The organism is Marinifilum sp. D714, from assembly GCF_030851345.1.
GTDB lineage: Bacteria > Bacteroidota > Bacteroidia > Bacteroidales > Marinifilaceae > Marinifilum.
Genome location: NZ_JALPNU010000005.1, coordinates 55,147 through 81,765, shown reverse-complemented (window position 1 = coordinate 81,765; position 26,619 = coordinate 55,147). Strand labels below are relative to the sequence as shown.

The 26,619-nt window shown below is 34.9% G+C and carries 21 protein-coding genes; 19 read left to right on the top strand and 2 right to left on the bottom strand.

The window, feature by feature from the left end; translation table 11 throughout:
- Positions 1-18 precede the first annotated feature (18 nt).
- From M0051_RS07195 to M0051_RS07155, 10 genes are all read left to right on the top strand, one after another.
- Positions 19-717 (top strand): DUF4843 domain-containing protein, encoded by a 699-nt coding sequence (locus tag M0051_RS07195; RefSeq protein ID WP_306740856.1) that lies wholly within the window; start codon positions 19-21, stop codon positions 715-717.
- A 98-nt stretch (positions 718-815) separates the two neighbouring features.
- Positions 816-2,291, top strand: coding sequence for a PKD-like family lipoprotein (locus tag M0051_RS07190; protein ID WP_306740855.1), 1,476 nt, complete (start codon positions 816-818; stop codon positions 2,289-2,291).
- Positions 2,292-2,429: 138 nt separating this feature from the next.
- Complete coding sequence (locus M0051_RS07185; RefSeq protein WP_306740854.1) at positions 2,430-3,602, top strand: thioredoxin family protein; 1,173 nt, start codon at positions 2,430-2,432, stop codon at positions 3,600-3,602.
- 381 nt (positions 3,603-3,983) lie between these two features.
- A complete protein-coding gene (locus M0051_RS07180) occupies positions 3,984-4,598 on the top strand; it encodes a sigma-70 family RNA polymerase sigma factor (RefSeq protein WP_306740853.1) in 615 nt (204 codons plus the stop codon).
- Positions 4,599-4,669: 71 nt separating this feature from the next.
- Entirely contained in the window at positions 4,670-5,827 is a 1,158-nt protein-coding gene (locus M0051_RS07175) for a FecR family protein (protein ID WP_306740852.1), read from the top strand.
- A gap of 278 nt (positions 5,828-6,105) precedes the next feature.
- Positions 6,106-9,534, top strand: a complete 3,429-nt coding sequence (locus M0051_RS07170) for a SusC/RagA family TonB-linked outer membrane protein (RefSeq protein ID WP_306740851.1) — start codon at positions 6,106-6,108, stop codon at positions 9,532-9,534.
- Positions 9,535-9,679: 145 nt separating this feature from the next.
- Entirely contained in the window at positions 9,680-11,116 is a 1,437-nt protein-coding gene (locus M0051_RS07165; RefSeq protein WP_306740850.1) for a RagB/SusD family nutrient uptake outer membrane protein, read from the top strand.
- A gap of 12 nt (positions 11,117-11,128) precedes the next feature.
- Positions 11,129-12,358 (top strand): hypothetical protein, encoded by a 1,230-nt coding sequence (locus tag M0051_RS07160; protein WP_306740849.1) that lies wholly within the window; start codon positions 11,129-11,131, stop codon positions 12,356-12,358.
- A gap of 73 nt (positions 12,359-12,431) precedes the next feature.
- Positions 12,432-12,608, top strand: a complete 177-nt coding sequence (locus tag M0051_RS19755; RefSeq protein WP_373568304.1) for a PLDc N-terminal domain-containing protein — start codon at positions 12,432-12,434, stop codon at positions 12,606-12,608.
- 2 nt (positions 12,609-12,610) lie between these two features.
- Positions 12,611-13,819 carry a thioredoxin fold domain-containing protein gene (locus tag M0051_RS07155; RefSeq protein WP_306740848.1) on the top strand — a complete coding sequence of 403 codons (1,209 nt, stop codon included), beginning with the start codon at positions 12,611-12,613 and terminating at the stop codon, positions 13,817-13,819.
- A gap of 293 nt (positions 13,820-14,112) precedes the next feature.
- On the opposite strand, the gene M0051_RS07150 is transcribed toward M0051_RS07155, so the two are convergent.
- Complete coding sequence (locus M0051_RS07150; protein WP_306740847.1) at positions 14,113-14,502, bottom strand: hypothetical protein; 390 nt, start codon at positions 14,500-14,502, stop codon at positions 14,113-14,115.
- Between the two features lie 197 nt (positions 14,503-14,699).
- On the bottom strand, positions 14,700-15,197 hold the full coding sequence (locus M0051_RS07145; protein ID WP_306740846.1) for a rhodanese-like domain-containing protein: 498 nt from the start codon (positions 15,195-15,197) through the stop codon (positions 14,700-14,702).
- 240 nt (positions 15,198-15,437) lie between these two features.
- Between M0051_RS07145 and M0051_RS07140 the strand changes: the two genes are divergently transcribed.
- From M0051_RS07140 to M0051_RS07100, 9 genes are all read left to right on the top strand, one after another.
- Positions 15,438-16,016, top strand: a complete 579-nt coding sequence (locus M0051_RS07140) for an RNA polymerase sigma-70 factor (protein WP_306740845.1) — start codon at positions 15,438-15,440, stop codon at positions 16,014-16,016.
- A 147-nt stretch (positions 16,017-16,163) separates the two neighbouring features.
- Positions 16,164-17,336, top strand: a complete 1,173-nt coding sequence (locus M0051_RS07135; RefSeq protein ID WP_306740844.1) for a FecR family protein — start codon at positions 16,164-16,166, stop codon at positions 17,334-17,336.
- 154 nt (positions 17,337-17,490) lie between these two features.
- Entirely contained in the window at positions 17,491-21,090 is a 3,600-nt protein-coding gene (locus M0051_RS07130) for a SusC/RagA family TonB-linked outer membrane protein (protein WP_306740843.1), read from the top strand.
- Positions 21,091-21,110: 20 nt separating this feature from the next.
- The gene (locus M0051_RS07125; protein ID WP_306740842.1) at positions 21,111-22,658 is read left to right on the top strand and encodes a RagB/SusD family nutrient uptake outer membrane protein; all 1,548 of its coding nucleotides are present in this window, start codon (positions 21,111-21,113) and stop codon (positions 22,656-22,658) included.
- 25 nt (positions 22,659-22,683) lie between these two features.
- Positions 22,684-23,568: a putative zinc-binding metallopeptidase gene (locus M0051_RS07120; protein ID WP_306740841.1), complete on the top strand. Its 885-nt coding sequence runs from the start codon at positions 22,684-22,686 to the stop codon at positions 23,566-23,568.
- A 5-nt stretch (positions 23,569-23,573) separates the two neighbouring features.
- Positions 23,574-24,800, top strand: a complete 1,227-nt coding sequence (locus M0051_RS07115; protein WP_306740840.1) for a DUF4302 domain-containing protein — start codon at positions 23,574-23,576, stop codon at positions 24,798-24,800.
- Positions 24,801-24,876: 76 nt separating this feature from the next.
- On the top strand, positions 24,877-25,254 hold the full coding sequence (locus tag M0051_RS07110) for a hypothetical protein (protein WP_306740839.1): 378 nt from the start codon (positions 24,877-24,879) through the stop codon (positions 25,252-25,254).
- 83 nt (positions 25,255-25,337) lie between these two features.
- A complete protein-coding gene (locus M0051_RS07105; RefSeq protein WP_306740838.1) occupies positions 25,338-25,745 on the top strand; it encodes a hypothetical protein in 408 nt (135 codons plus the stop codon).
- A 284-nt stretch (positions 25,746-26,029) separates the two neighbouring features.
- A complete protein-coding gene (locus M0051_RS07100) occupies positions 26,030-26,587 on the top strand; it encodes an RNA polymerase sigma factor (protein ID WP_306740837.1) in 558 nt (185 codons plus the stop codon).
- Positions 26,588-26,619: the final 32 nt, after the last annotated feature.

Genomic DNA, 26,619 nt, shown 5'->3' with positions numbered 1-26,619 from the left:
TAATTAAACACGCATGACATGAATAAATATAGATTACAATACTTGTTCTTTTTAATTGTTTTACTTCAGCTTATTGGATGTGAAAAGAACGATAAATTATTATACGATACAGAATATAGTGCATTAAATATGCCTAGCTGGGATAGTACTACAGTAAACTTTATGTTTTTTAAGGATGATGTATTGGTCCATCCTGTTGAGATTAGATTAACTCTAACAGGACAAAGTGCTGATTACGATAGGCATTATCAAGTAGAGATAGATACAGCAAATACCACTGCTATAGAAGGTGTGGATTTTGAGAAATTGCAACCGGAATATGTGTTTGATAAAAATACATTTACATCGTATTTAGTTGTAAATGTCCTAAAAACAGATGCTCTTAAAGATAGGGTTGCAGAATTAGCGCTTAAACTTAAAGAGTCTGAAGATTTTAAAGAAGGGTTAGAAGGTGTTCAGGAGTTTAAGATTAAAATTTTGAATAATCTTAATGAACCTCCTTATTTCTGGACGAAGCAAAATTTGACTCTTTATGCTGGTGTTTATCATCCGTTAAAATGCAAGAAATTTATCGAAATCTCAGGATTAACTAATGAAGAATGGGCTCCGGAAAGTAGTGCAGAACTTCAGATTTATGCTAAAAGAACCAGGATTTGGTTTGAAGAAAATCCTACCTATGACGAGAATGGAAACAGGATATTGTTTGAAGCAAACTAGTTTCGGAATATCTGCAATATTTTGGAGTTGGAACTTTCAATAGTGAGTATAAAACTATTGTAGGAGTAAAGAATTACTTGATACTAAAAAATAAACAAATGAAGAATAAAATATATATCGTTATAATTATTGCTTCGTTCTTTATGGTTTCTTGCTTAAAGGATGAAGGAAATTATGAGTATGAAAATTTAGCTTATGTACAGGAAATAAAAGGGATTGAGGAAGCCTATAGCATTTATCAATTTGAAGAGGAGCTTGTGGTTACCCCTGAGATAACTATAGGGAATTCCGATTTCAATAAAGACGACTACGATTACAAGTGGTATTTGGTCGATTACTATCTGGATAAAAACGTAAGTGTTATTAAGCATGACACGATTTATATCTCTACGGATAAGGATTTAAAATTCACAGCAGATACCAATATACCTATTAAAAAGATGATGTGTGTATTTGAGGTTACATCAAAAGGAACCGGAATTGTCTTTAAGGAATCAACATTCTTGACTGTGAAAAACAGCTATAGCTATGGTACTTTTATTTTACATCAAAAAGGAAATAACTCTGAACTTTGTTTGATAAAAGAAAATGAGGAAATTGTAGAAGATGTTTTTGGAATTGTAACAGGAGGCAAAAATTTGTCAGGAAAGCCAAAACAAATGTGCCATTTTTATGCCAATCGGGATGAGCTTTTAAACATTTACACCGATCAATATCCCGATTACGGAGCAATATTTGATTTCAGTACGTTTGAATATTTGTTTCCGGCATCGGTGTGTTTTTTTGGTGAGATTCCGAAAAATGCCGATTTTCAATACATGGAATCGTATGGCTCAGGCTTCCATTCCCTGGTTAACAACAAGTATTTTTATCTGAATTTACTGTTGGGTGATAAATACAGACCTTATTTTGACTATAGTTTACCCGATTTTGAGGAAGATGTGGTTTTTACTGGAAAGGCAGGTTTAAATATTGTGCATGGAGCAGAAACAGGACAATTGTACTCTTCTGGTGCTTATGGATTCGGTGTAAGTTTTTTCTCTGGAGGACATGAATTAAAAATGCCGGGAAAAATGTTATGCATGATGTTGGAACCGGGAGGAAGCATGTGGTCAAATGCTAAATCTAGATTTTATGTTCGCAAAGGAGCATCCGTGACTGAATATGCTTGCAATTGTGGCTTTGATCTTTCTAAATATATGTTTGTATATGATCTTGATTCTGAAAATGAATTTGTAGCTCCGGAATTGATTGATGAAAATACCTTGTTTTCAGCTTCTGAAACAGAGAAATATCTGTTTTTCACAAAAGATAATGTTATTTACAGATACAATTACGATGACGTAACATCTAAGCCTGTTAAGTTTTACGAATATCCGGCAGGATCACATATATCATACTTTAAGCATGGATTTGATTCTGAAGGGGAAAGGCTTGAAGTTGGAATTTATGATAGCTCTAATTCCGATAAAAATGCTTCTTTATATTATTTAGATCGAACAGGTAAGGTTACTAAATCATATGAAAACATTTGTGGAAAAATAGTTGATATCGTGTATAAGAATTCTATTTAAACACCAAAGGCATAATTTATATGTTATGCCTTTTTTACACAGTTACGATACTAAATAATTTATAGGCAGGGCAAATGTATTTTAAAAATAGGTTTGCCTTGTTTTTATGCCTCTTGCGTAATACTAAAGAAATAACATATGAAACAGATACTCATATCAGTCCTAATTCTATTTTATGGGAGTAGTGTTTTTTCCCAGGGAATCAAGTTTGAAAAAACAACATTTGACGAAGCTTTGACAAAAGCAAAACAGGAAAACAAAATGGTTTTCATGGATTGTTACACAACTTGGTGCGGCCCTTGTAAAAGATTAGCCAAGGATATTTTCACCTTAGAAGAGGTTGGACGTTTTTACAATGATCACTTTATAAACCTGAAAATGGATATGGAATCGGACGAGGGGAAAATTTTAAAGGAAAAATACCAGGTAAAAGCTTATCCAACTCTTTTGTGGTTGGATTCCAAGGGTAGGATGCAACATCGGGTAGTAGGAGGAGGAAAGGCAAAAAAAATAATGGATGCCGCAGTTTTGGCTATGGACTCAACAAATAATTGGAGAGCAATTTCCCAACGCTATAAAGATGGTGAACGCAGTTTAACTTTCCTTCGAAAGTATCTTGCACAGGCATCAAAAGCAGGAGCTAATGCAAAAGAGGCTACCGAACACATCTTTAATCAATGTAAACCTGAGGAATTGATTAATGCAGATGATTATAATTTGATTACATCAGTGACTGAGACCAGTTCTAGCCCTGTTTTTCATTTTATTTTGAAAAACAAAAAAGAATTTTATGCTGTAGTAGATCAAGTAATTGTAGACCAGTATATCGAAACAGTTCTGATGAATGAGTTAACTGTAGTGTCAAGAAAAGGAACACCTGAAGAACTGGCTTTAAAGGAAAAGGAAATAGTAGAATTGGACTCTTACGTGGGTGGAAAAATTCTTGCAAGAATGGATCTGAGAAAACTAAGAGAATTGGGTGATCGGCAAAAATATATGGTTGCTTCAGTTGATTATGCATTAGAATATGAAATGAACAGTTGGATGATTTTGTACATGCATGCTGTGGGTGTTGTAATGTCGCAACAAAAGGTAAGCGAAGATTTATTAAACAAAGCGATCACCATCATCAGACGTTCGGTGGAGTTAGAAACCAAATTTTTTAACACCGATGTTTATGCTCAGTTACTCCATAAAGCAGGTCGAAGTGAAGAGGCAAAGCAAGCTGCAGCAAAATCAATAGAACTTGCTACCGAAGAAGATAGGAAAACCTTATGGTCTGTAAGCTATTTGAACGGAGAGCTAAAATAGACTTTATTTCGTAGCCCAATGCGATTTATAAATTGTAATAAAAGCTTTATCTATATTGTCTATTACTTGTAAATTTTTAAAAACTAACTCGAAATCATTCTGAGGAATAGATGAAATAGATATGTTGATTAGTAGATGGAGCAGCCACAATTGGGAGTGGCTGCTTTTTTATTTTGGACTAATATTCATCAACTGCCGCAATGCACAAATTTTATAAAGGTATTGGGTATTTATTCTTTTTGTAGCCTTTGAAAGATTGTTTGCAGCTTACCGCTAAAACACTGTATACTGTGCCAGTGTCTAAAACATTCCTTCCGTAAAAAGTTTCAGAAGTGTTCAAAAGAAGTTAAGGGATGGTTTCTAGGAGTTGAAAATTACAGCTTGCACAAAACAAAAAAAATTGCAAGCTTTGAAGCTCCTAATTCAACCATGAGAACCACCGATAAGTACATATGCGAATTGTTATCTGCTGATAATAAGCAGGGAATGAATCTACTCTTTAAAAAGTATTTTGAATCCTTAGTGATTTGGGCTGATACTTTTTTAAACGATTTGGATCAATCTCAAGACTTGGTACAGGATCTTTTTGTTGGCATATGGAGAAAAAAAACTTACCACAATTGGAATCCTGACAAATTAGCTTCCTACCTGCATGTAGCGGTTAAAAATGCCTGTTTTAATAAACTGAAAAAGGTAGATGTGCTTAAGAATGCTGCTGATATTGAGAGTTTTGATAAAATCTATAATGAGTTTGAATCCAATAAAGAGGAAATAGTAGCCAAAATTCTTGAAGAAGTTGAAAAATTACCAGAACGTGGGAGAGAAGTGATAAAGTGCATTTATCTGAAAGGGATGAAATATCAGGAAACTGCTGATGAGTTGAATATTTCAATTCAAACAGTAAAAACACACGTGGTGCGTTCACTCAAAACACTTAGAGCCAGTTCCGATAAGTTGGGAGATTTCTTTCTTTTATACTTTTTTTCAAAAAAATAGATTTTTTTGTCAACCGTTTTTCATTTTTCCTGTACTTATAATGACAGTGCACTTAATTTACGGGAAAACAAATGAATATTAGCGATCAAAAATACCAGGAAATTGTAGATTACATTTCAGGTGAACTCAAAGGGGAAGAGGAAAAATCCATAGAAACATGGATTCATTCTTCTGATGAGAACCAAAAGATCTATGAGAAGATTCTGAAAAAATCTTTGTTTGTGCGTTGGAGTTTTAAATCCAAACAAATTGATACCAACAAAGAATGGAAGAAATTTGAGAATCGTATTAACTCTAGAGTTCGTTACATTACCTGGATTGCAGCTGCAGCCAGTGTGATTCTGATATTGAGCCTTTCCATCCCTTATTTATGGAATCAGTACCAGGAAAATCAGGAAATGATTGCAGCAAACCAAGAAATTCAACCTGGAAAGAAAGGCGCTCGATTAATTTTGTCAACAGGAAGGCAAGTTGATATTGAAGATCAAAACAAAAAGATCAAAGAAAAAGATGGTTCCTTAATTCAATTGGATTCTGAAACAGGACTTGAATACACCGAGAGTGATACAAAAACAGATAAACTAATCTATAATACATTAAAAACTGAGCGCGGAAACGAGTTTAATATGCAGTTGGCAGATGGAACCAGAGTGTGGCTGAATGCTGATTCGGAATTAAGATATCCAGTTCAATTTACTGGTAATATTCGAAAAGTGTTTCTAAAGGGAGAAGCGTATTTTGATGTAGCTCATGATGAAAAGAAGGCATTTGTTGTGAATTCTTACAATCAGCAAGTTAAAGTGTATGGTACGGAGTTTTGTATCAATGCCTATAATCAGGATGAGATAAAAACAGTTTTGGTTGAAGGATCGGTTGGTGTAAGAGCGAATCCAAGAGGAGAAGAATCAAGATTAAAACCAGGAGAATTGGGATTGACAAACATGAAGTTGGGTAAAATAGATATCAAAAAAGTAAATGTTCGACCATACATTGCCTGGAAAGATGGTGACTTTGTTTTCGAGAATGAATCCTTGGAAAATATCATGCTTCGATTGGAACGATGGTACAATGTGAAGATATTTTACATGAATGAAGAATGTAAAAATTATCGATTCTCAGGTGATATGGAAAGATATGTTGACGTGAGAAGTTTGTTGTATTTTATACAGGAAACTTCGAATGCAAAATTTGAAATTAACAAGAATACCATAGTAGTGATGGCAAAATAGAACCTAATACGATTTTAATCTTATAATGCTGCACGTATTATGCCGATAGATTTCTAAAGGCGCAATGCGTGAGAAACGAAGTAATTCGGCATTTTAGGAACAAATCGGTATAAATAAAAACGGAAGGATTTGCAGATCCTCCCGTTTCGAAATCAATAATCGAATAGATACTTGGCGGTTTCTATTCAAATGTTAACTCATTTCAATACAAAATTATGAAAAAAAATCATTTGTTGGTTCATTTCCCGAAACGGAAATGGCTAAAAATCCTATTGGAAATGAAACTAGTACTCTTTTTAACATTGGCACTATCTCTAAGTGCAACGGCAGGAGTTTTTTCTCAAAACCAGCGAGTTAGTTTCGAATTTGAAGATGCTACGATATTGGAAGTTCTAAATGAAATCAAGTCTCAAACAGGTTTGAGTTTTATTTACAGTGAAGAAAAAATTCAGGAATTAAATCGTGTAAGTGTCGATGCCGCTGGTAAAACTGTAGAAGAGGTTCTAAATGAAATATTTGGCAAAAGTAGTTTAGAATGTCGCTTTCAGGATAATGTGATTATGGTAGTCGATAAGCCGTCTGAGCCAGCTACCAAAGGACAACAGGAAAAGAAAGAAATCAAAGGAACGGTAACCGACGACCAAGGAGTGCCTCTTCCAGGAGTATCGGTTGTAATTAAAGGAACTTCGGTTGGGGTTGCAACGGATATTGATGGAAAGTATGCTATCGAAGTTGAAAATGACAATGTGGTATTGGTTTTCTCTTTTGTAGGGATGTTGCCACAAGAGGTTACTTACAAAGGACAGACAGTGCAAAATGTAAAGCTTACAGCAGACTCAGAACAAATGGCTGAGGTGGTAGTGACAGGTTATCAAACCATCAATCGTGAAAGAATGACAGGTAGTGCAAAGGCCATTACCAATCAGGCTATTAAGAACGTTGGTTTTACATCTGTTGAGGATGCCTTAGAAGGAAGCGTATCTGGATTGAATGTGGTTTCAAGTGGAAGACCTGGTGAAGATGCAGATATTCAAATTCGTGGAGTAAACTCTTTTACAGGTAATACAAATCCTTTATGGATTGTTGATGGAATGCCTATGATGGGATCAGTACCAGAAGTAAGTGATGGGAATGCTTTAAGAGCTCAAGCTTTAACTTCAGGTATTGGTAATGTAGCTCCGGAAGATATCGAATCCATTACGGTATTGAAGGATGCTGCAGCATCTGCTATTTATGGAGCGCAGGCAGCTAATGGTGTAATTGTAATTACTACAAAATCGGGTCATTCTGGTAAAACATTTTTCAATATTACCTCAAATATGACAATTACCGAAAGGCCAAATCCTGAGTTGTTTATGATGAACTCAGCTGAGAAGGTTGAATTTGAGAAAGGCTATTATGAGGATTGGAGCGAGAGACCGTTTCTTGGTAGGGCTGCTGATATTTATAGAGCCATTGAAAATGAAACCATGACCTTAGCTGATGCAAATATGGCTTTAGATCAATTGCGTAATACAAATACCAATTGGTTTAAGGAGATATTTAAAACTGCTATAAGTCAGCAACACTCTTTAAGTATGAGTGGCGGAAATGAAAAAACTCAATATTACGTATCGGGGAACTATTTATCAGAAGAAGGTATCGAGCCTAATAATGAGTTTGACAAACTTGGACTAAACATGAAGATTACTCATAATCCATCAGAAAAAATACGGATCACTTTTGGTTTATCGACTAATCTTCGTAATACAACAAAAACGGCTAGTGGTATTAATCCTTTAAAATATGCTATTTACGCTAACCCATATGAAAAACCTTACAATGAGGATGGAACTTATGCATATGATTTAACCTATCCTGCTTCTATTGAAACGGTTGACGGAAAAGGTTATTTTCGTCAGTTTAATGCCCTTGAAGATTTGAAAAAAAATACTGATGATTCGCGTTATATTAGTTCAAATATGAATCTGAAATTTGAGTACGAATTTCTGCCAGGATTAACTTATACCTTACAAGGAGCTTATAATATCAATTCGAATCATAGTTCGAAAAAGATTATAGCTGGTACTTATTCCGATTATAGCACTAATGGTATTTATAGCACTAATTGGCATCCTGAAAGTAGATCTTCATTTTCCTACGACATGCTTCAGGGATCATTAAGAGAAAGTACTAGTAGAGGAAGTGAGTATACTCTGCGTAATACTTTGCAGTTTATGAAAGAATTTGAAGGTGGTCATTATGTAACTTTGTTTGGAGGTCAGGAAATTAGACAAACCAAGTCGAATACTTTTTTCAACTTTTCTCCTACTTACGATGCAGTACATGGAATCGGCGGATATCCTGATTTAGATGGATTTGAGGCTGATCGTCTTAATTTGTATGCTCTTGGTGGAACTTCAGAATATGAAGATAAATTATCATCATTCTTTACGAATATGCTATACTCTTACAAGGATAGATATATCTTAAGTGGAAGCTTGCGTTATGATGGTTCTACTTTTGTTGGGAATGCTAACCAATTTACACCTCTTTGGAATGTGTCAGGAAGATGGAATCTTCATAACGAAGCTTTTTTAGATGGCAGTATAGTTTCACTATTGGCCTTAAAAGGGGGATATGGTTACACGGGAAGTATTGATCGTAATGCTTCACCATATACTTTATTACATTTTAATAATGCTAATTACAAGTACGATGGTCAAGTTTTACCAAACAGAATTGATTATCCCAGCAAGAACTTAAAGTGGCAAACCAAGAAAGATCGTAATGTTGGAGTGGAAGTAGGACTTTGGAATAACAAATTGCAGATTGGAGTTAACTATTTCGATAATATTACTGAAGATGTGCTAAACCTTAAGAAACTTGCTGTTTCCTCAGGAAGATCAGGTATCAAAGCAAATGTTGCTTCTATTTCCAATAAAGGTTGGGAGTTTGATATGACTACTACTGTATACGATCGTAATGATTTTACATGGATTTTGCAGGCTAATTTGAATTTGTTAAATGATGAAATTGTACAGTCATTTTACCCTAATTTAGATGATGTTGCAGCTAAAGGGCAGGAGTATGTTACTGGTTACCCTGTAAAAGGCTGGTATGGATATAAATTTCATAGTATTAATCCATCTGATGGTCATGTATATGTTATTGGAGATGATGGTAAGCCTTTTGATATGAAGCTGACTCAAAATGTGACTTCAAATATTCAATTGCCAAAAGCTTCATATCTTGGAGATTATACCCCAAGCTACTATGGCGGTATATCCACAACTTTAAAGTATAAGCAATTGTCATTGCGTATTTCTGGGGATTATAAAGGAGGTCATAAAATTATGTCTTTTGGAGCCAACGATCAATTAACAACTTCTAGAAATAAGCAAGCTCATATTTTGGATTCCTGGACTCAGCCGGGTGATGTAACAAAATATCCTCGTGTTGATTATTTTTATTCAGCTTTTGATACATATATGATTGATACTGAACTAGAGGATGGTGATTATTTTAGAATTAATATGATCAGTTTGGGATATATGTTCAAGTCTGAGTTAGTTAATAGAATTGGATTGAAAAGTGCACGTCTGAACTTTAATGTTCGTAATGTGGCAACTTTCTCTAAATATAAAGGCATTGATCCATCACTATTGGGAGCACTCGATTACCCTAATACACGTAAGTATGTGATGTCTTTAAATATAGGATTCTAATCGAGTTAAAATAATTAAAATGAAACGTCTATGATTAAGTAATTATTAACTCACATACGAGAACCGAGCTTGCGAGCTAATCGGAGGTAATGATTATTTAATTCATGGTAAGTTCCATCTGATCTAAAAATAAAATTATAAACAGATGAAAAAAATAACATATATATTATTGGTTCTTGTTTGGGGGTTTAGCTCTTGTGAGGGCTATCTGGAAGTGGAACCTAAGAATCTTACTGTCGTTAAAACCTATGATGATGTAAAAACTTTGATGGGCGCATGTTTATCTGAATATACACAGGGTAGTTCAGTTAGTAATGTATCTCCCTTTTATTCTGATGAACGTTTCTTTAAAACTTTTATTTATTATTCAGGACAATTAGATGATGAGGTGTACTTGGATAATTGGTGGGGAAGAAACAATAGGGGGATTTTTTATGAATCGTTGCAATGGTATAATAAAAACTTCCATTCTAATTTATGGAATAATCTGTATTCTTCTATTGGCTATTACAACACAGTTCTAGGAGAACTTGATGCTCTTGGTGGCATCACTGAAGATGAAGCAAATATTATTCAGGCCGAAGCCAAATTCTTGCGTGCCTGGAATTTATTGAAACTAATACAATATTTTTCCCCTTATGATAGGGATGACCTTGGTATACCGGTGAATTTGAATGCAGATGATGTTTTATCCTATGACTCAGAAAGGAAAACTCAAACAGAAGTATATGCCATAATCATTAAGGAGTTAGAAGATATCTTGTCATATAAGACAGAGCCTACTGAGTTTAGCTTATTTTACGATGCACGATTGGTAAATGCACTCTTAGCCAAGGTTTATCATTTTAAAGGAGCATCTGGCGCTGGTGTTGAAGGTGATTACGACATGGCTATTGAGTATGCAACCAAGGCTATGGAAGGAAAAAAACTTGCTAGTATAGATGAGTTTGATGATATGTTTGATATTCAGGAATCTGGTATTGAAAAGGAAAATCCTACTGCATTACTTGTTTGTACACCATTTGGATATACAAATGAATATCGAGATGCTGTTTGTGGTATAGCACTTTATAATATGCCTAATTATGCAAGTGAACGAATTAGTAATCTGATGTCTGATAATGATATAAGAAATGCATGGGTTAATAATGTGGATAAAAGTATTTCTAAATTCAAGCACTTTTACAGTTATGGAATTAATCCATATTTCTTTTTTAGAATTGCAGATTTACATTTGATTATTGCTGAATCATATGCTAGAAAAGGTGATATGGCAGAAGCTAAAACTTATCTTGAAGAGTTTCAATCGAACAGAATTACAGACTATACGGAGTTTACAGGTAGCGATGTGCTACAAGAAATTTTGGATGAGCGAAAAAGAGAATTTTGTTTTGAGTTTGATATGCTATGGTTAGATATGGTAAGAACACGTAAAGGGTTTACTCGTTCTGCAATTGATAATGAAGATGTTGAATCGTATACACTTGAAGATGGAGATTATCGTTTAACACAACCAATTCCTTTTAATTCTGAATTGGAGAATAATAATATTGAACAAAATCCTGGTTGGAACCTTCATTAAAATTTTGGAAAGATGAAAAGAATATATTTATATATCACATTAATACTAGCATTATTTGCTTGTGAAAAGGAGCCTTATGATCGTTTTGAAAACGAACATAATGAGGTTGTTAAATTAGAATTGTCGGCTAGTTCAACACATTTATTTGCAAATGGAGTAGCGGAAGTAGAATTTGTATTAAGTGCTTATTACGGGATTGATATTACTGAAAAGTTTTATGGTGATGGTATGATTAAAGATACAAGCTATAGGGATACGGTAAAGTATCGTATGAGAAACTTACCTGAAGGATTAGATATTTATACTGAAAGTGGAGATAAGCTTGAGAATTTTAAGTACTCTACTGAATCGAGTGATTCAGAACTTATATTTTATGCTAAAGCGGGAGATGTGGAAAGTGAACGCGTTAGTGTCATACTTGAAGCAGAGCCAATTGAAGAATTAAAAGAATATGTTATTCCTGTTGTTTTTCATATGGTGGAAACGGATAGTCATGAAAAGGCTATCAGTAGTTTTAAAGAAGAAAAGATAAATGCTGTTATTGAAAGTTTGAATAAAGCTTTTGCTAATACGGCTAAAGCTAACGCACCACATTCAATTGATCAGAAAGTACGTTTCGAATTGGTTACAGTAGATCCAGATGGAAATAAGTTGGGTGAAACAGGTATTAATCGCGTGCATTTAGGTGATGTTGATGAAGCTGAGGCTTTGTCTTACTTAAAAGATAACTTGATGTGGGATCACAATTTGTATTTGAATATTTGGGTGTGCAAAACGAGCCCATGGGCTCAATATTATGATCCTGATATTTCGGCACCAGCTCATATTACGACTGATCCATCTATTTTACCAGGTTTGGATTTGACTCAGGTAGAGGAAGGTGATGCTATAGAAATTACTGATCCAAAAGATATAGGTCTCATTTTCGCACCTAGCCACTTTCAGGATAATAGTACTATTGTAGCTAGTATAGGTAAGTATTTTGGGCTTTTACCTACTGTTTTTTATACGGGATGGGGAGCACCAACTGTGGTCGATGGAGATGTTGATTATTGTGCTGATACGTATACTTGGAATAGGGGAGCTAGCGGCATTTGGAAAACTACCAAAGATGATAACAAAGTGATGAAATCTGTCAATATAATGGATGATTACAGCATTGGTTCTGTAGTATCCTATCATCAAGGACAAAGAGTTAGAAATGTGCTTAAGTATTGTCCTCTAAGGCAATATGATAATTAAATTTCCTATAATTGAGTAATATCAAATGATGGTATTACTCAGTTTTTTATGTGCTTATTAAACAATTTTTAATATGATGGATTATCTAGTAGTTATCTTAATTGTTCTGTCTGCTGTACTTTGGATATGGTCTTTGTATGATATCCTCTCATCACGACATAAAAATAAAACAGGACTGATTTGGCTATTAGCTATTTTTCTTCTCCCTATGATTGGACCAATTATTTATTTTCAGTTCAAAAAAAGATAAAAATGAAAAAGGTTTTAGTACTATTAGTAGCTACATTCATTTGTAGTGGCTTGTTTGCTCAAGGCATTGAGTTTGAACGTGGAACTTTTAATGAAGCTTTGGCAAAAGCCAAGAAAGAGAATAAGTTGATCTTTATGGACTGCTACACCAGTTGGTGCGGTCCGTGTAAGTACCTTGCCAAAAACATTTTTCCACAAAAGGAGGTTGGTGATTATTTTAACCAAAATTTTGTGAATGTAAAAATGGATATGGAAAAAGGAGAAGGGATTGCTTTATGCAAGAAATATGGCGTTAGTTCTTTTCCAACTCTTCTTTTTATCGATGCCAATGGTAAGGTAGTCCACAAGTTGGTAGGAGGGATGCCAGCCGAAGATTTAATCAAAGGCGCAAAGGCAGCACTGAATCCGGAGATGCGTATTGGAGTTCTAAGAACCAAGTACGAGAGCGGTAACAGAGATTTGAAATTTTTGATGACTTATCTAAATGCAGTAAAAGCTATATATGACAGGGAAACTATGTCCATTGTTGCCAAAGAAATCATCAAAAAAACTTCCATAGAGCAATACATGAACAAAGAGCAGTTCTATGTGATTTCAGCCTCTAAATTTCCATATGGATCAAAAGAATTCAGCTACTTATTGGCGAATAAGGACAAAGTAAAAGAAATTGCTGAGCCTTATGAATATGCAACATTATTTGGTTCTGCTTATTATGCGCATTTGGAGCAGTATGCTAAGGAGTGTAAGAACTTAAAAGAATTGAATGACGAAATTGATAGATGTCATAAGGAATTTCCAAATGATAATTTAGAGCATACAAAGAACAGTTTAAGGTATACCTATTATATAGCAAATAATCAATTGCAAACATGGTACGATCTTAAAATCAAAGAGGCTGAAGCATCAAAAGGCAATAAAGGAAATGTTTTTTCTTATCATAGCATATGTGATGAGATTTTACGAACGGAAAAATTGGCAGCCAAAAAAGAAATTGTAGATGATTTTATCAAAATTGCTCAAACTTTTGCCGCCGATAGAGAAAATGGCATCATCATGGGGAATTTGATGTTGGCAAAATTATATCTTCATAAGAAGGATAAAGAAAAAGCTACGGACGCTTTTGATATTTTCATCGCTGAAAATGGCAAAGCAGGAGGTAACAATACACATCCAACTGTAACGCGATTGAAAGAAGCAATTGACAAGTTGTAATAATAATAGCTTTTATCTGTGTTGTCGGTTACTTTTGAATTATTAAAAAATTACTCGAAATCATTCTGAGGAACTAGATGAAATGGATATGTTGATTAGTAAATGGAGCAGCCACATTTGGGAGTGGCTGCTTTTTTTACACCAATAAATTTGCGCCTTTTCACGTAAGCTATTTGCGTTTGTCACAGCGAACAGTTAAAAAAAACGAAGACATAAAAAAAGGAAAGACCTCTCTGTGGGAGATTTTTCCTTTTTAATTCAAACACAAAATGATTTATTGTCAATTCAATTGCCTATTTCTTTTGCGGCTTTAGTGTTTTTACTGAATCCACTTTGTGGGTTTTATGTATTTTCTTCAAACTATCAATCGAGATGTAATTGATTCCTGTAGAATCTACAATGATACGAATACCGGTTGTTTTTGAACTTACAATGGTATCGGTACTTGCACCCAGAATTAACTTACTGCCATCCGATAGAATCAGTGTAGCTTGTTTCTTTCCAGGTTTAATTTTTTCTTCCTTATTTGCCAGCACATTTTTGCTTACTGGCATGCAAAAGACTAATAGAATAAATACAACAGCAAGTCTTTTAATACCTGTTTTGCTGCTTTTACTAGCTTTCTCATTGTTGCCTTTAAAACCCATTGTATTCTTAGGTACGGCAATCTCTCTCTTCTTCATTTTTCCCCCTTAGCGATTAAGCTGTTTATTTGTTTTTACTAATTACAATACAATAACAGTTGACTGTTAGAAATGGGTGAACGAAAAGAAGAATTTATTTGTTAAAAAACCTTTAATTTTACATTTTGAAAGTAGTTTACCTTATTTAAGTAACAATTTGATAGTTGTTTGTTGTGGTTTGCACATGAACAAGAAAACTATTGCATTGATGAATATTTGTACTCATTTCCATCTGTATCTACCAAAGGAAGTCTTTTGTTTTTCCATGCTGCCAATCCACCTTTCAATTCGTATACATTGTTAAAGCCCATTTTTACCAAAGCATTAACAGCAGCAGGACTTCGAAGTTCTTTACCGCAGTAAACCATGATTTGATGATCGCGGTGCAAGCTTTGAAGTGCTTCTTTGAAATAGCTAAAATCGTAAATTAATTTGCCTCCCTTAATTCTGGGTTCCGAAATGTATACTTCTCTTGAACGGATGTCGTAAATTTTAGCACTATCGCAAGTTTGTATCAATCGATAAAATTCTTCTGCATCTACTAAACCTGTGATATCGCGGTACTGTGCGAATGCTTCGGGAGTTTCCACTGATTGTTTACTTTCAGCAACTTCAGAATTGGAGTTATTTTGATTTTTATTGTTGCTACAAGAGTAAAATATAAGGCTAAGAATTATAATTTGGATGATTCTCATTTTACTTTTGGTTGGATTAGATTTTTGGTTGAGTTGCAAAAATTTTCTGGGGGCAAAGATATAACTTCTTTTGACTTAAGTGGGTGTTGGTCAGGAGATAATACTGGCTTTGCATCGAAAGATTTTGTTTATATGGGTTAATATTTATATATTAGCACTCCCCTCCCCCCTAGCTAAAGTTTTTGACAATAGTTTGAGCCAACCTTGTTAAAAGTGTTGAGAAAAAGAAACCCATGACAAATGATTGCAGAAGAGAGATTACTATACCAAAGAATTGCTGAACGTGACAAGAATGCTTTTCGAATGTTGTTTGATACATACCATGCACAATTGTTTCGCTTTGCTGAATGTTATGTATGCTCTCCTGATATAGCAGAGGATATTGTTCAGGAAGTATTTATAAAGCTATGGGAAAATCCTAATATTAGAATCTCCAGATCACTTCGTTCTTATCTTTTTTTTATGGTTAAGAATTCGTGCATTGATCATTTACGTTCCATAAAGCTTGAAGACAAGAAAAAGTTAAAATTAGTAGAAGCTCAAATTATATCAGAATCGGTAAGCGTTAATATTGATCCTGAAGTGAGTTTAAAAATCAAGAGGGCCATTGATGAATTACCTACTCAATGCAAGGAAGTTTATCGTATGTCAGTATACAGTGGATTAAAACATGCCGAAATAGCAGAAGAAATGGATATTTCTGTAAATACTGTAAAAGTTCAGGTGTTCAGAGCTAAAAAAATTTTAAAAGAAAGGCTATATAGTTTAAAAGAATTGTTGGTGTTATTTTCCTACATAATTACAAAAAACAAAATATAGTTAAAATATATTTCACAATATCAAAGGGTTACATTTTTTTGAAATATAAATTCAAAAACTTGTTAACCCTTTTTGTTTTTCCTCGTCTTAAGAGTGACTTAACCTTACCAACCATTTGTATAGATTTTAAATCGGTAAAAATTTAAAATGAAGAATTTAGATTTAGACATTCTCCGAAAAAAGCTGGATGGCAAATTAACTTCCTTTGAAGAGGAAGAATTTCAAGAATGGTTGATGGCATCGGGAGAGAACAGCGCGTTTTTCTGTCGCATGAAAAACTATCATGAAAAATCAATGGAAGAACTAAGATTGGAATCAGTTCCGAATACAACGGATTTGTTCATGAAAAGATTGAATAAAAAGTCGCGTAAAGTATTTATTAATAAAATGCTTAAGTATGCTGCAGTTGTTCTGTTGCCGTTAACGATTGGTGTTGGACTTTGGAAATACTCCAGCAATCAAATGAATCAATCTTTTGCTGATCAAAATAATATTAAAAATGAGGATTTAAATCAAACAGTTTTAATTACCTCTAACGGGAATACATATGAATTAGAATCGGGAGTAGAGCAAGCTGTAGTGGAAGATCAGGGAGTTAAAATAAGAAAATACCTGAGAGCTGGCTTGAAGTACGAAAAGCAAGATACGATAAAAACTAAATCAGTTGCGTACAATACTCTTCATACTTCAAAAGGAGATGATTATCAGATTGAACTTTCGGATGGAACGATAGTTTATTTGAATTGTGACTCTGAATTAAAATATCCTGTAAGTTTTGGAGAGCAGGATAGAAGAGTAGAATTGCGAGGAGAGGCATTTTTTGATGTGAGTAAAACTGGTAAGAGATTTATTGTTGAAGTGGATGATATGGAAGTTGAGGTGTTAGGAACTCAATTTAATGTAATGGCATATGAGAATGAAAATTCAATACAAACCACATTAGTTAGTGGTAAAGTAAAAGTTTCAATTAACTCTAATGGTGTTGATAAAAGTCTAATGCTTGAGCCAGGAAATCAGGCTAAGTGGAATCATAAAGAAGGAACTTTGGAAAGTACAGAGGTTGATACCAATTTATATACCAGTTGGATTAATGGATATTTTAGATTTGAGAACCAACGATTGGAAGATATTCTGAGAACTATAGCCAGATGGTATGATATAAAAGTCTTTTATCAAAATCCTGATCTAAAAAACAAGAGATTAAGTGGAAGATTGAATAAGATGGAAGGATTAGAAGTGATTTCTAACATGATTGAAAAGATTTCCAATATAGAAATAGAAATGAATAAAAAAGCTGTTGTTGTAAGTATGAGGGAATAAAAGAAAAAAATCGGAAACTGCGCCAACATTTTCCGATTTTATACACAGATAATGAATACCGTGCAGGGTATTCCATGTTTAATTACCTATTGACAAATGTATGAAAAAAAACCTTTGTGAGAACGCATTTACCTTTTTTATAAGGTGGATGAGAATGTTACGTACAATGAGAAATGTGATGGTGTTAATTGTCGCATTTGCATTTCAAGCGAATGCAGGCATTTTTTCGCAAAGTCGGATTAGCGTAAGCCTAGAGAATTCCGGCATTGAAGACTTAATTAAAGCTATTGAAGAGCAAACCGAACTGGGGTTTCTGTATGATGCATCTCAGTTTGAAGGCATTAAGCCAATTTCGGTGAATGCACAAAATGAACTGGTAGAACGAGTACTTGATAAAGCACTTGAAAATACTGGTTTATCTTATGAGGTGGAACACAAAACCGTTTTGATTAGAGTGCAGGAACGAAATACAAATACTGCTGCTCAAGAGAAAAGAAAATTGAAAGGTAAAGTGGTTGATGAAAACAATGTTTCTTTACCTGGAGTTTCAGTAATTATTAAAGGATCAAATATTGGTACCACTACCAATATTGATGGTGAGTATGAAATCTCTTTGGATGATAAACCAGGTCAAGTTTTGATTTTTTCTTTTATAGGTTTGGAAGATCAAGAAATTGAGATTACCAATCAAACATCCTTAAATATTACGCTGAAAGAATCATCAGAAAAATTAGAGGAAGTTGTTGTTACTGGTATGGTTGTGACTGATAAACGCTTGTTTACTGGAGCCAGTCAAAAATTAAAAGCAGAAGATGTAAAACTTTCCGGTATCCCTGATGTAAGTCGTGGTTTAGAAGGTCGTGCTGCTGGTGTATCTGTGCAAAACGTTTCGGGTACTTTCGGTGCAGCTCCAAAAATCCGTGTTCGTGGTGCTACCTCAATTTATGGTAGTTCAAAGCCACTTTGGGTAGTTGATGGAGTTATTCTTGAAGATGTTGTTGAATTAAGTTCAGATGCTCTTTCTTCAGGGGATGTAACTACATTGATTAGTTCTGCAATTGCAGGCTTAAATGCCGATGATATTGAAAGTTTCGAAGTATTGAAGGATGGTTCTGCAACTTCTATCTATGGAGCAAGAGCAATGGCCGGGGTTATCGTTATTACAACCAAAAAAGGTAAAGCTGGTGTTAGCCGTATCAACTATACAGGGGAATATACTTATCGTTTGACACCTTCATACTCAGATTTTAACATCATGAACTCGCAGGAGCAAATGGCTGTTTATGAAGATATGCGTGAAGGTGGTTGGTTAAATTATGCAGATATGTCAAATGCACGTGAAAGTGGCGTTTATGGTAGAATGTATCAGCAATTGAACCAATTGGATGCTTCAGGAAATTTTTTGTTGGCGAATACTCCTGAAGCCAAAGCTGCATTTTTAAGAAAAGCCGAATATAGAAATACTGACTGGTTCGATGAACTTTTCAATACCAATATCATGCAAAGTCACTCTGTGAGTATGTCATCGGGTACTGAAAAGGCAACTTACTACGGATCTGTTAGTGCCTTGGTTGATCCGGGTTGGACTCAATCAAGTAAGGTAAATCGTTATACAGCGAACTTCAAATCAAACTTTAAAATTCGCGATAATCTATCATTCAATACAATCAGTAGTGCTTCTTACCGTAAGCAAAAAGCTCCGGGAACATTGGCACAAGATGTTGACGTTGTAACAGGTAAGGTAAAGCGTGATTTTGATATAAACCCTTATTCTTTTGCATTGAATTCTTCAAGAACTTTGGACCCTAGTGCAGATTACACACGTAACTATGCTCCTTTTAATATTAAGAGAGAATTAGGGGAAAATTATATTGACTTAAATGTTGTGGATGTGAAGTTCCAGACAGAGTTGAAGTGGAAACCAATTCAAAAAGTTGAATTGAGTGCTTTGGGAGCAATTAAATATTCGGCTACTTCACAGGAGCACAATATTACTGAGTTTTCGAATCAAGCTGAGGCCTACAGAGCAATGCCTAATGTAACAGTTCGCGACAATAATCCATTCCTTTATAAAGATCCGGATGATCCATATGCAATTCCTGTAAGTGTATTGCCACAGGGCGGTATTTATGAGCGTACTGATTATAGTATGTTGGGGTATGACTTTAGAGCAACAGCTTCTTATAAGGATTCATTTAACGATACTCATATCCTGAACCTTTATGGAGGTATGGAGGTTAACTCATCAGATCGTAAGAAAACTCACAATACAGGTTGGGGATTACAATATTCAATGGGTGAAATTCCATTCTATTCTTATGAATTATTCAAGAAAGGTGTTGAGAACAATAATTTGTATTACGGAGTAGAAAATACAAGATACCGTAATACGGCTTTCTTTGGTAATGCTACTTATTCATACATGGGTAAATATACCATTAACGGTACCTTGCGTTATGAGGGAACAAACAAAATGGGAAAATCCAGTTCGGCTCGTTGGTTACCAACATGGAACGTTTCAAGTGCATGGAATGCACACGAAGAAAATTTCTTCGAGTCATTAAAGCCTGCTATTTCTCATTTGTCTTTGAAAGTTTCTTATAGTTTGACTGCTGACCGTGGACCTCATTATGTAACCAACTCACTTGTCGATATCAGAAGTGGTAACCCTTGGCGACCTACTGCAGGTATGAGGGAAAGTTCATTGTATATTGAATCTCTTGAGAATAGTGAATTAACTTACGAGAAGAAACATGAGTTCAACATTGGTGCCGAAATTGGTTTCTTGAATAATAAGATTAATACTACATTCGATTATTATACTCGTGACAACTACGATTTAATTGGTATTGTAACCACTCAAGGTTTAGGTGGTGAAGTTGCAAAGTATGGAAATGTTGCTTCGATGGATTCACATGGTTTTGAATTCTCTATTTCTTCAACCAATATCAAAACACCTAACTTTTCTTGGGTAACCAACTTTGTTTATTCTAAGGTGAAGAATAAGGTTACAGATTTAGAAACCAGATCACGTGTAATCGATATGGTGAAAGGGAATGGTTTTGCTCGCGAAGGATATGCTGTTCGTTCTATTTTCTCCATTCCATTCGAAGGATTGAATAGCGAAGGTTTACCAACTTTCCGCGATCAGAATGGGAATATAACAGTTAGCGATATTTATTTCCAGGAAAGAGAAAACCTAGATTTTCTAGAATATTCTGGTTCTGCTGATCCTACGGATATTGGTAGTTTGAACAATACATTTACTTACAAAGGTTTAAGATTAAATGTATTCATGACTTACTCTTTTGGTAATGTAGTTCGTTTAGATCCTGTTTTCGCAAGCGATTATTCAGATATGGCAGCACTACCTAAAGAATTCAAAAATCGTTGGGTAAGACCAGGTGACGAGAAAATTACAGACATACCAGTAATTGCAACGGTTCGTCAGAGAGATAACATTGGTTCTTCTGATTTGGCTACTGCTTACAATGCTTACAATTATTCTTCTGCACGTATTGCAAAGGGTGATTTTATTAGAATGAAAGAAATTTCGTTGGCTTACGATTTCCCTAAACAGTTCACAAACAAATTGGGTGTAAATAATCTGTCGTTAAAAGTTCAGGCAACGAACCTATTCCTATTGTATTCTGATGATAAATTAAATGGTCAGGATCCGGAATTCTTCAATTCAGGAGGTGTGGCAACTCCAGTGCCTAAGCAGTTTACATTTACGTTAAAGTTCGGATTGTAGAAGATTAAAAACTAATTAAGATGAAAAGATTTAAAATAGTATACATTGTTCTTCTGACTATGTTTGCTGCTTCTTGCGATAGCTATCTGGATGAAACTCCTGACAATAGAGCAGAAGTAGACAGTCAGACGAAAATTAGAAAACTACTTGTTTCCGCATACCCTGCAGGAGGTTATACTTTAGTGACCGAAATTAGTTCAGATAATGTGGATGATATGGGAACTTCAAACCCAAATACATCTCGCTTTTATGAACAACTTGCCAATTGGGAGGATGTTACAGAGGTTGAGAATGATGACCCTAAACAAATTTGGGAGAGTTCATACAATGCAATTGCACACTCTAACGAAGCATTAGCAGCAATAGAAAGTCTAGGAGAGGAAAACTTGAAACCTGAAAAGGGTGAGGCATTGATTACAAGAGCCTATAACCATTTCGTTTTGGTGAATGTTTTCTGTAATCATTATAACAAATCAACCAGTAGTACAGATTTAGGAATTCCTTATATGGAGAAGTCAGAAACGACTTTGAATCCTAAATATGAGCGTGGAACGGTAGCAGATGTTTACAAGAAGATCAATGCGGATATAGAAGCTGCTCTTCCATTAATTTCTGATGATATGTATGAGATTAGTGCATATCATTTTACAAAGAAAGCGGCTTATGCATTTGCTGCTCGTTTTAATTTGTATTACGAGAATTGGGCAAAAGCTAAAGAATATGCTAGTGTGGTGGTTACAGAAGATCCTTTAACAGTCCTTAGAGATTGGGCTGCAATAGGAGCATTGCCAAGACAGCCAGATCCTGTAACGCAAGCCTACATTAATGATGCAGCAAATTTATTGGCCCTTACCGATGGATCAATCGCTGGAGTTTATTTTGGAGCATATTATCATGGTTCTCGTTTTAATCACTCTAAAAAGATTGCTGATGAGCAAACTTTATTGGCACCACTACCTTGGGGAGCTACAGCAAGAGCTGATTTTAATTTTGGTCCTTTTGTGTATGCAGGAACCAATCTTGATAAAACGTTATTCTATAAGATTCCTTATTTGTTTGAGTATACCGATCCAGTTGCTGGTATTGGATATAGTAGAAGTGTTACCATTCCTTTCACAACCGATGAATCGTTGTTAGTGAGAGCGGAAGCAGAGGTAATGTTGGGTGAAGATGATGCTGCTTTGGCTGACTTGAACGCTTGGAGTAAGAATTTCTTTAAAGGAAAAGAAGCAACTTTAGATCAGGTTAACACTTTCTATGATGCAATGGAATATTCTTCGGAAGTAGCTCCTAATCAAAAGAAGAAATTGAATCCGAACTTTGCTGTTGCTACCGGAACACAGGAGAATATGATTCATTACGTGTTGCAATGCAGAAGAATACTAACTCTACATGAAGGTTTGCGTTGGTTCGATATCAAGCGTTATGGTATTGAAGTTCCTCGTTTCCAGATTCAGGCTGATGGAACAGTAACTGTTTTAGATGTTTTAAAGGCGAATGATTTGCGAAAAGCCATTCAAATTCCTCAGGATGTGGTTTCTGCAGGTTTAACAGCTAACCCACGCTAATTACTAACTAGTAAATGAACAAAAAATGAATAGATTAAAATATTTACTAATGCTTGTTATCATGGTTTTTGTTTTCGGCGCTTGCGACGATGATGATCCAAATACAGACATTAGTGTGATCAGTCTTGAAAAAGGCGAGAAGAATGATTTCGACAAATATCTGGAGAATATATTAACAGAACCTTACAATATCCAGTTCCTATACAAATGGGAGGATGTTGAGTCGGATATGAACTATCAATTGGTACCAGCTACTTACGAGAATTCTATTAAGATGGCCAATTTGGTAAAATACCTTTGTTTGGATTCTTACGAAGAAGTCGCTCCAAGTGATTTCTTAAAGAAATATTTCCCAAAAATGTTCATGATGGTTGGTTCTGCAGCCTATCGTAACAATGGAACCATGGTATTGGGTACTGCTGAGGGCGGATTAAAAATTACATTGTACAACATCAATAACTTAGATGTGACCAATGTTGAGATGCTATATGAGATGTACTTCCGTACCATTTTCCATGAGTTCTCTCACATCTTGCATCAAACCAAAGATTATACTACTGATTTTGATAAGATTTCTTCAACTGATTATGTTGGTGGTTCGTGGAACGATGCATGGGATGGAAAATCTTCTTTGGATGCAGGCTTTATTAGTGACTATTCCAGTAAGGAGCCAAATGAAGATTTTGTAGAGCTAATTGCGCACTACATTACCAATACAGAAGCATCATGGGCTGCTAAACTTGAACCTGCTAGTGATTCCGGTAAAGCAAAACTTACTCAAAAAATGACCATTGTAAAGTCATACATGAAAGAAGTTTGGAATATTGATATGGATGAACTTCGTACAGCGATTGCAACGCGTGCTGAAAAGTTAGATGAACAAGATCTTGATAACATAACAATTGAATAAGAACTATGAAGAAAAATATATATCTAGTGCTGTTTGCTTTGTTGTTGGGAATTGGTGCTGTTTCATGTGACAATGAATCAGAGGACCTGTTCGAACAAACTGCAGCAGAAAGAAAAACCGATGCCATTAAGGAATACGATGAGGCTTTGAAATCAGCAGAAAATGGCTGGTTATTTCAGTATTTTCCTGAAGAGGAGCAGAAGTATGGAGGTTACAATTATATTGTGAAATTTAAAGAACAAGATAGTGTTATAGTATGGATGGAAGGTGAGGCTGATCCTGAAACTTCTATGTATGATGTAATTGCTTATGGTGGACCTGTTCTTACATTTAATACATATAACTCTTTGATGCATAAATATGCCACCCCTTCTGCTGATGAATACAACGCAAAAGGTGGTGACTTTGAGTTTTTGTTAATGTCTAATAATGATGATGTAATCACTCTACAAGGGAATAAAACAGGCAATGATTTGCGTCTAATTAAATTGACAGAAACACCTGAAGAATACCTGATGAAGTTAAAAAGTATCTCTAAAGTACTTAAAGGAGCTACATTTGAAGGGAATGTTGGAGGTGCTGAAGTAATGGTAATTTCCAATTACAACCGTTTAGAGTTTACCTATTCAGAAGGAGGGGAGAATAAAGTAGTAGATGAAGCATTTATTGTCACTGACAAAGGAATTGAGTTTTATAAGGAAATTTCAATTCTTGGGAATGATATTAGTGAATTAATATTGGACAAAGCTACAAACCAATTAGTGTCTGAAAATGGTGAAGTAGTTATCGATGTTATTTCAAGCCCTATTGATATGAAGAGTACTCGTTGGTATTGTAATATTGGGGCGGAAACTGATAGATCAGACGCAATTAGAACGGAATGGGAGAAGGTTTACATTGCGAATGGTCAAACCTACGGAGAAACTTTATCTCAATTCCTACAAATGGGACCTGGACAAGGAGCTACTGGTATTTATATCTACTCAGATAAATGGTTAGCTCAATACAATGTTATTTTTGGTGGGGTAAAAGGTAAAGCAGGATATTTGGATATTACCAAAGTTGGTGATGGTTTCAATTGGAGTTTTTATACCCATCTTATGCCATTGATTGACGTTGTTGCAGATAACGCTCCTTATAAAGTGGAATTAGATGATGAAGATAATCCTACTAGGGCCAAACTAACTAGTGAGAAAGATCCTGATGTCTGGTTTATTTTAAATAAGAATTAGTAAGTGGTGAATTATTAATACTTATGCCCCTGCAAAGCACCTGCTTTCTGCAGGGGCATTTTTAATATATTTCAATATGAATTTGTCTAAAATTTTAAGAATCATCCCATCAATCCTATTCTTGGCATACTCTGCTTATATCTTGTACGATGTATTGACTAACTCTTCGATGGAGTGGAAAATCTATTTTGCCTTACTTGGATTAATATTTTACTTGTTACTTTTTCTGTACATGCTTTGGGCTTTGTTTTTCAAAAGAAAGCTGGAGGTAGAAGAGAAACAAATGAAAAGAACTTCTTCTCTGGCATTTGGTCTTTTAATGGGAGCAGGAATAGGAATACTTTTGTATGTCAATCTGGAATTAAAATTTATATTATTAATTGCTCCTGTTTTTGGAATACTTTATGCTCTTATCCTTACCCGAGTCGAAAAAAGCAGAATTAACCTATATTAGTTCATCTTAAATGTGTTGTTTTAAACAAGTGCAGCCAATTGTTTAGAGTTGATATTAAATACAATAATACTAACTAAACACACATGTCTTATGGCAAATTTATAAAAGCATTAAACACGTTTATACCTAAAATAAAACTTGCAAAAACTGCAGGAATGAAACAGGTGGTAGAATTTATAGCATCCAGAACCGGATTAAACAAAGGACAAATTCAGATGGTACTCGCTGAGTTGGCCGACACTGTTATTTTCTTTAACAAGCAAGGACAAGGTGTAAAACTGGAAGGTTTGGGTACATACCTTCCAGAAATAGATACCGAAGGAGAAATTTCAGTATCGCACAGGCTCGATCGCTACATCAAGAGTGCATTAAATGTAGAGGGAGGGTTTACCGGAAATATCGAGAACAAAACAAATATTGGCAAGAGCAAAGAAGAATTTATTGCCATGTGGAACGAAGCCCATCCTGATGATCCCATATCTCTAAATTAATAAAATCAAATAAAAATTGACTTATTAGAAAATATTTGGCTGTGATACAATGCTGCTTTGGCAGCATTTTTTTTATGTCCGTATGGCTTAAAAAATATCTAGTGCGGAAATCAAACGTTTCTAGTGCGGAAACCAATCAATAACGCCTTGGAAACAGACTATTTCTAGTGCGGAAAAAAGTTGTTTTCTATCCTAGATAAACTGGCTTAGAAATTTGTTTGATTTCCTTCTTCAAAAAAAACTTCTATTTTTGCTTGCACTAACCCACTATTCTAAATAACCACATGCCTGAGTCAAAATACATTTTGGATGAACTGTTGCGTAGCGGAAGTCGTAAAGCGTACGAGGCATTCTTTAAACATTACTACCAGGATTTGTTCTTGTGGGCCAATAGCATACTAAAGGATAGCGAGGCTGCAGAGGATGTGGTTCAGGACTTTTTTATCAAATTTTGGGAAAAGAAGCGATACAAATCGGTTACTTCAAACTTACAATCATACATCTATCGTGCCGTTAAAAATGCATGTTTGAATTATTTAAAGCGCGAAAATAAATTGATTCACGACATAGAGCATTTAGAGGAAAAAGAATCAGCTCCCAAAGCCAATGAGCAGAGTATTGAAAATTCTCAGCAAATTTATTCTGCGATTAATGAACTTCCCGAAAAGTGCAGAGAGGTGTTTATGCTTTGCTGTGTAAGTGGATATACCTATAACGAAGCTGCTGAGGAATTGGGGGTAACCATGAATACCGTCAGAACTCATATGGTTCGTGCATTTAAGATGTTGCGCGAAAAACTAAAATCTCCTCATTTGTTCTATATACTTTTCTTTCATAAATAGCTATCAGCTTCAGGCCACAAGCTTTAAGCTCC

Bases quoted from the DNA above. Each gene is read 5' to 3' on its own strand.
- M0051_RS07195 (WP_306740856.1), top strand. From the start codon at position 19: ATGAATAAATATAGATTACAATACTTGTTCTTTTTAATTGTTTTACTT.
- M0051_RS07190 (WP_306740855.1), top strand. From the start codon at position 816: ATGAAGAATAAAATATATATCGTTATAATTATTGCTTCGTTCTTTATG.
- M0051_RS07185 (WP_306740854.1), top strand. From the start codon at position 2,430: ATGAAACAGATACTCATATCAGTCCTAATTCTATTTTATGGGAGTAGT.
- M0051_RS07175 (WP_306740852.1), top strand. From the start codon at position 4,670: ATGAATATTAGCGATCAAAAATACCAGGAAATTGTAGATTACATTTCA.
- M0051_RS07170 (WP_306740851.1), top strand. From the start codon at position 6,106: ATGAAACTAGTACTCTTTTTAACATTGGCACTATCTCTAAGTGCAACG.
- M0051_RS07165 (WP_306740850.1), top strand. From the start codon at position 9,680: ATGAAAAAAATAACATATATATTATTGGTTCTTGTTTGGGGGTTTAGC.
- M0051_RS07160 (WP_306740849.1), top strand. From the start codon at position 11,129: ATGAAAAGAATATATTTATATATCACATTAATACTAGCATTATTTGCT.
- M0051_RS19755 (WP_373568304.1), top strand. From the start codon at position 12,432: ATGATGGATTATCTAGTAGTTATCTTAATTGTTCTGTCTGCTGTACTT.
- M0051_RS07155 (WP_306740848.1), top strand. From the start codon at position 12,611: ATGAAAAAGGTTTTAGTACTATTAGTAGCTACATTCATTTGTAGTGGC.
- M0051_RS07150 (WP_306740847.1), bottom strand. From the start codon at position 14,502: ATGAAGAAGAGAGAGATTGCCGTACCTAAGAATACAATGGGTTTTAAA.
- M0051_RS07145 (WP_306740846.1), bottom strand. From the start codon at position 15,197: ATGAGAATCATCCAAATTATAATTCTTAGCCTTATATTTTACTCTTGT.
- M0051_RS07140 (WP_306740845.1), top strand. From the start codon at position 15,438: ATGATTGCAGAAGAGAGATTACTATACCAAAGAATTGCTGAACGTGAC.
- M0051_RS07135 (WP_306740844.1), top strand. From the start codon at position 16,164: ATGAAGAATTTAGATTTAGACATTCTCCGAAAAAAGCTGGATGGCAAA.
- M0051_RS07130 (WP_306740843.1), top strand. From the start codon at position 17,491: ATGTTACGTACAATGAGAAATGTGATGGTGTTAATTGTCGCATTTGCA.
- M0051_RS07125 (WP_306740842.1), top strand. From the start codon at position 21,111: ATGAAAAGATTTAAAATAGTATACATTGTTCTTCTGACTATGTTTGCT.
- M0051_RS07120 (WP_306740841.1), top strand. From the start codon at position 22,684: ATGAATAGATTAAAATATTTACTAATGCTTGTTATCATGGTTTTTGTT.
- M0051_RS07115 (WP_306740840.1), top strand. From the start codon at position 23,574: ATGAAGAAAAATATATATCTAGTGCTGTTTGCTTTGTTGTTGGGAATT.
- M0051_RS07110 (WP_306740839.1), top strand. From the start codon at position 24,877: ATGAATTTGTCTAAAATTTTAAGAATCATCCCATCAATCCTATTCTTG.
- M0051_RS07105 (WP_306740838.1), top strand. From the start codon at position 25,338: ATGTCTTATGGCAAATTTATAAAAGCATTAAACACGTTTATACCTAAA.
- M0051_RS07100 (WP_306740837.1), top strand. From the start codon at position 26,030: ATGCCTGAGTCAAAATACATTTTGGATGAACTGTTGCGTAGCGGAAGT.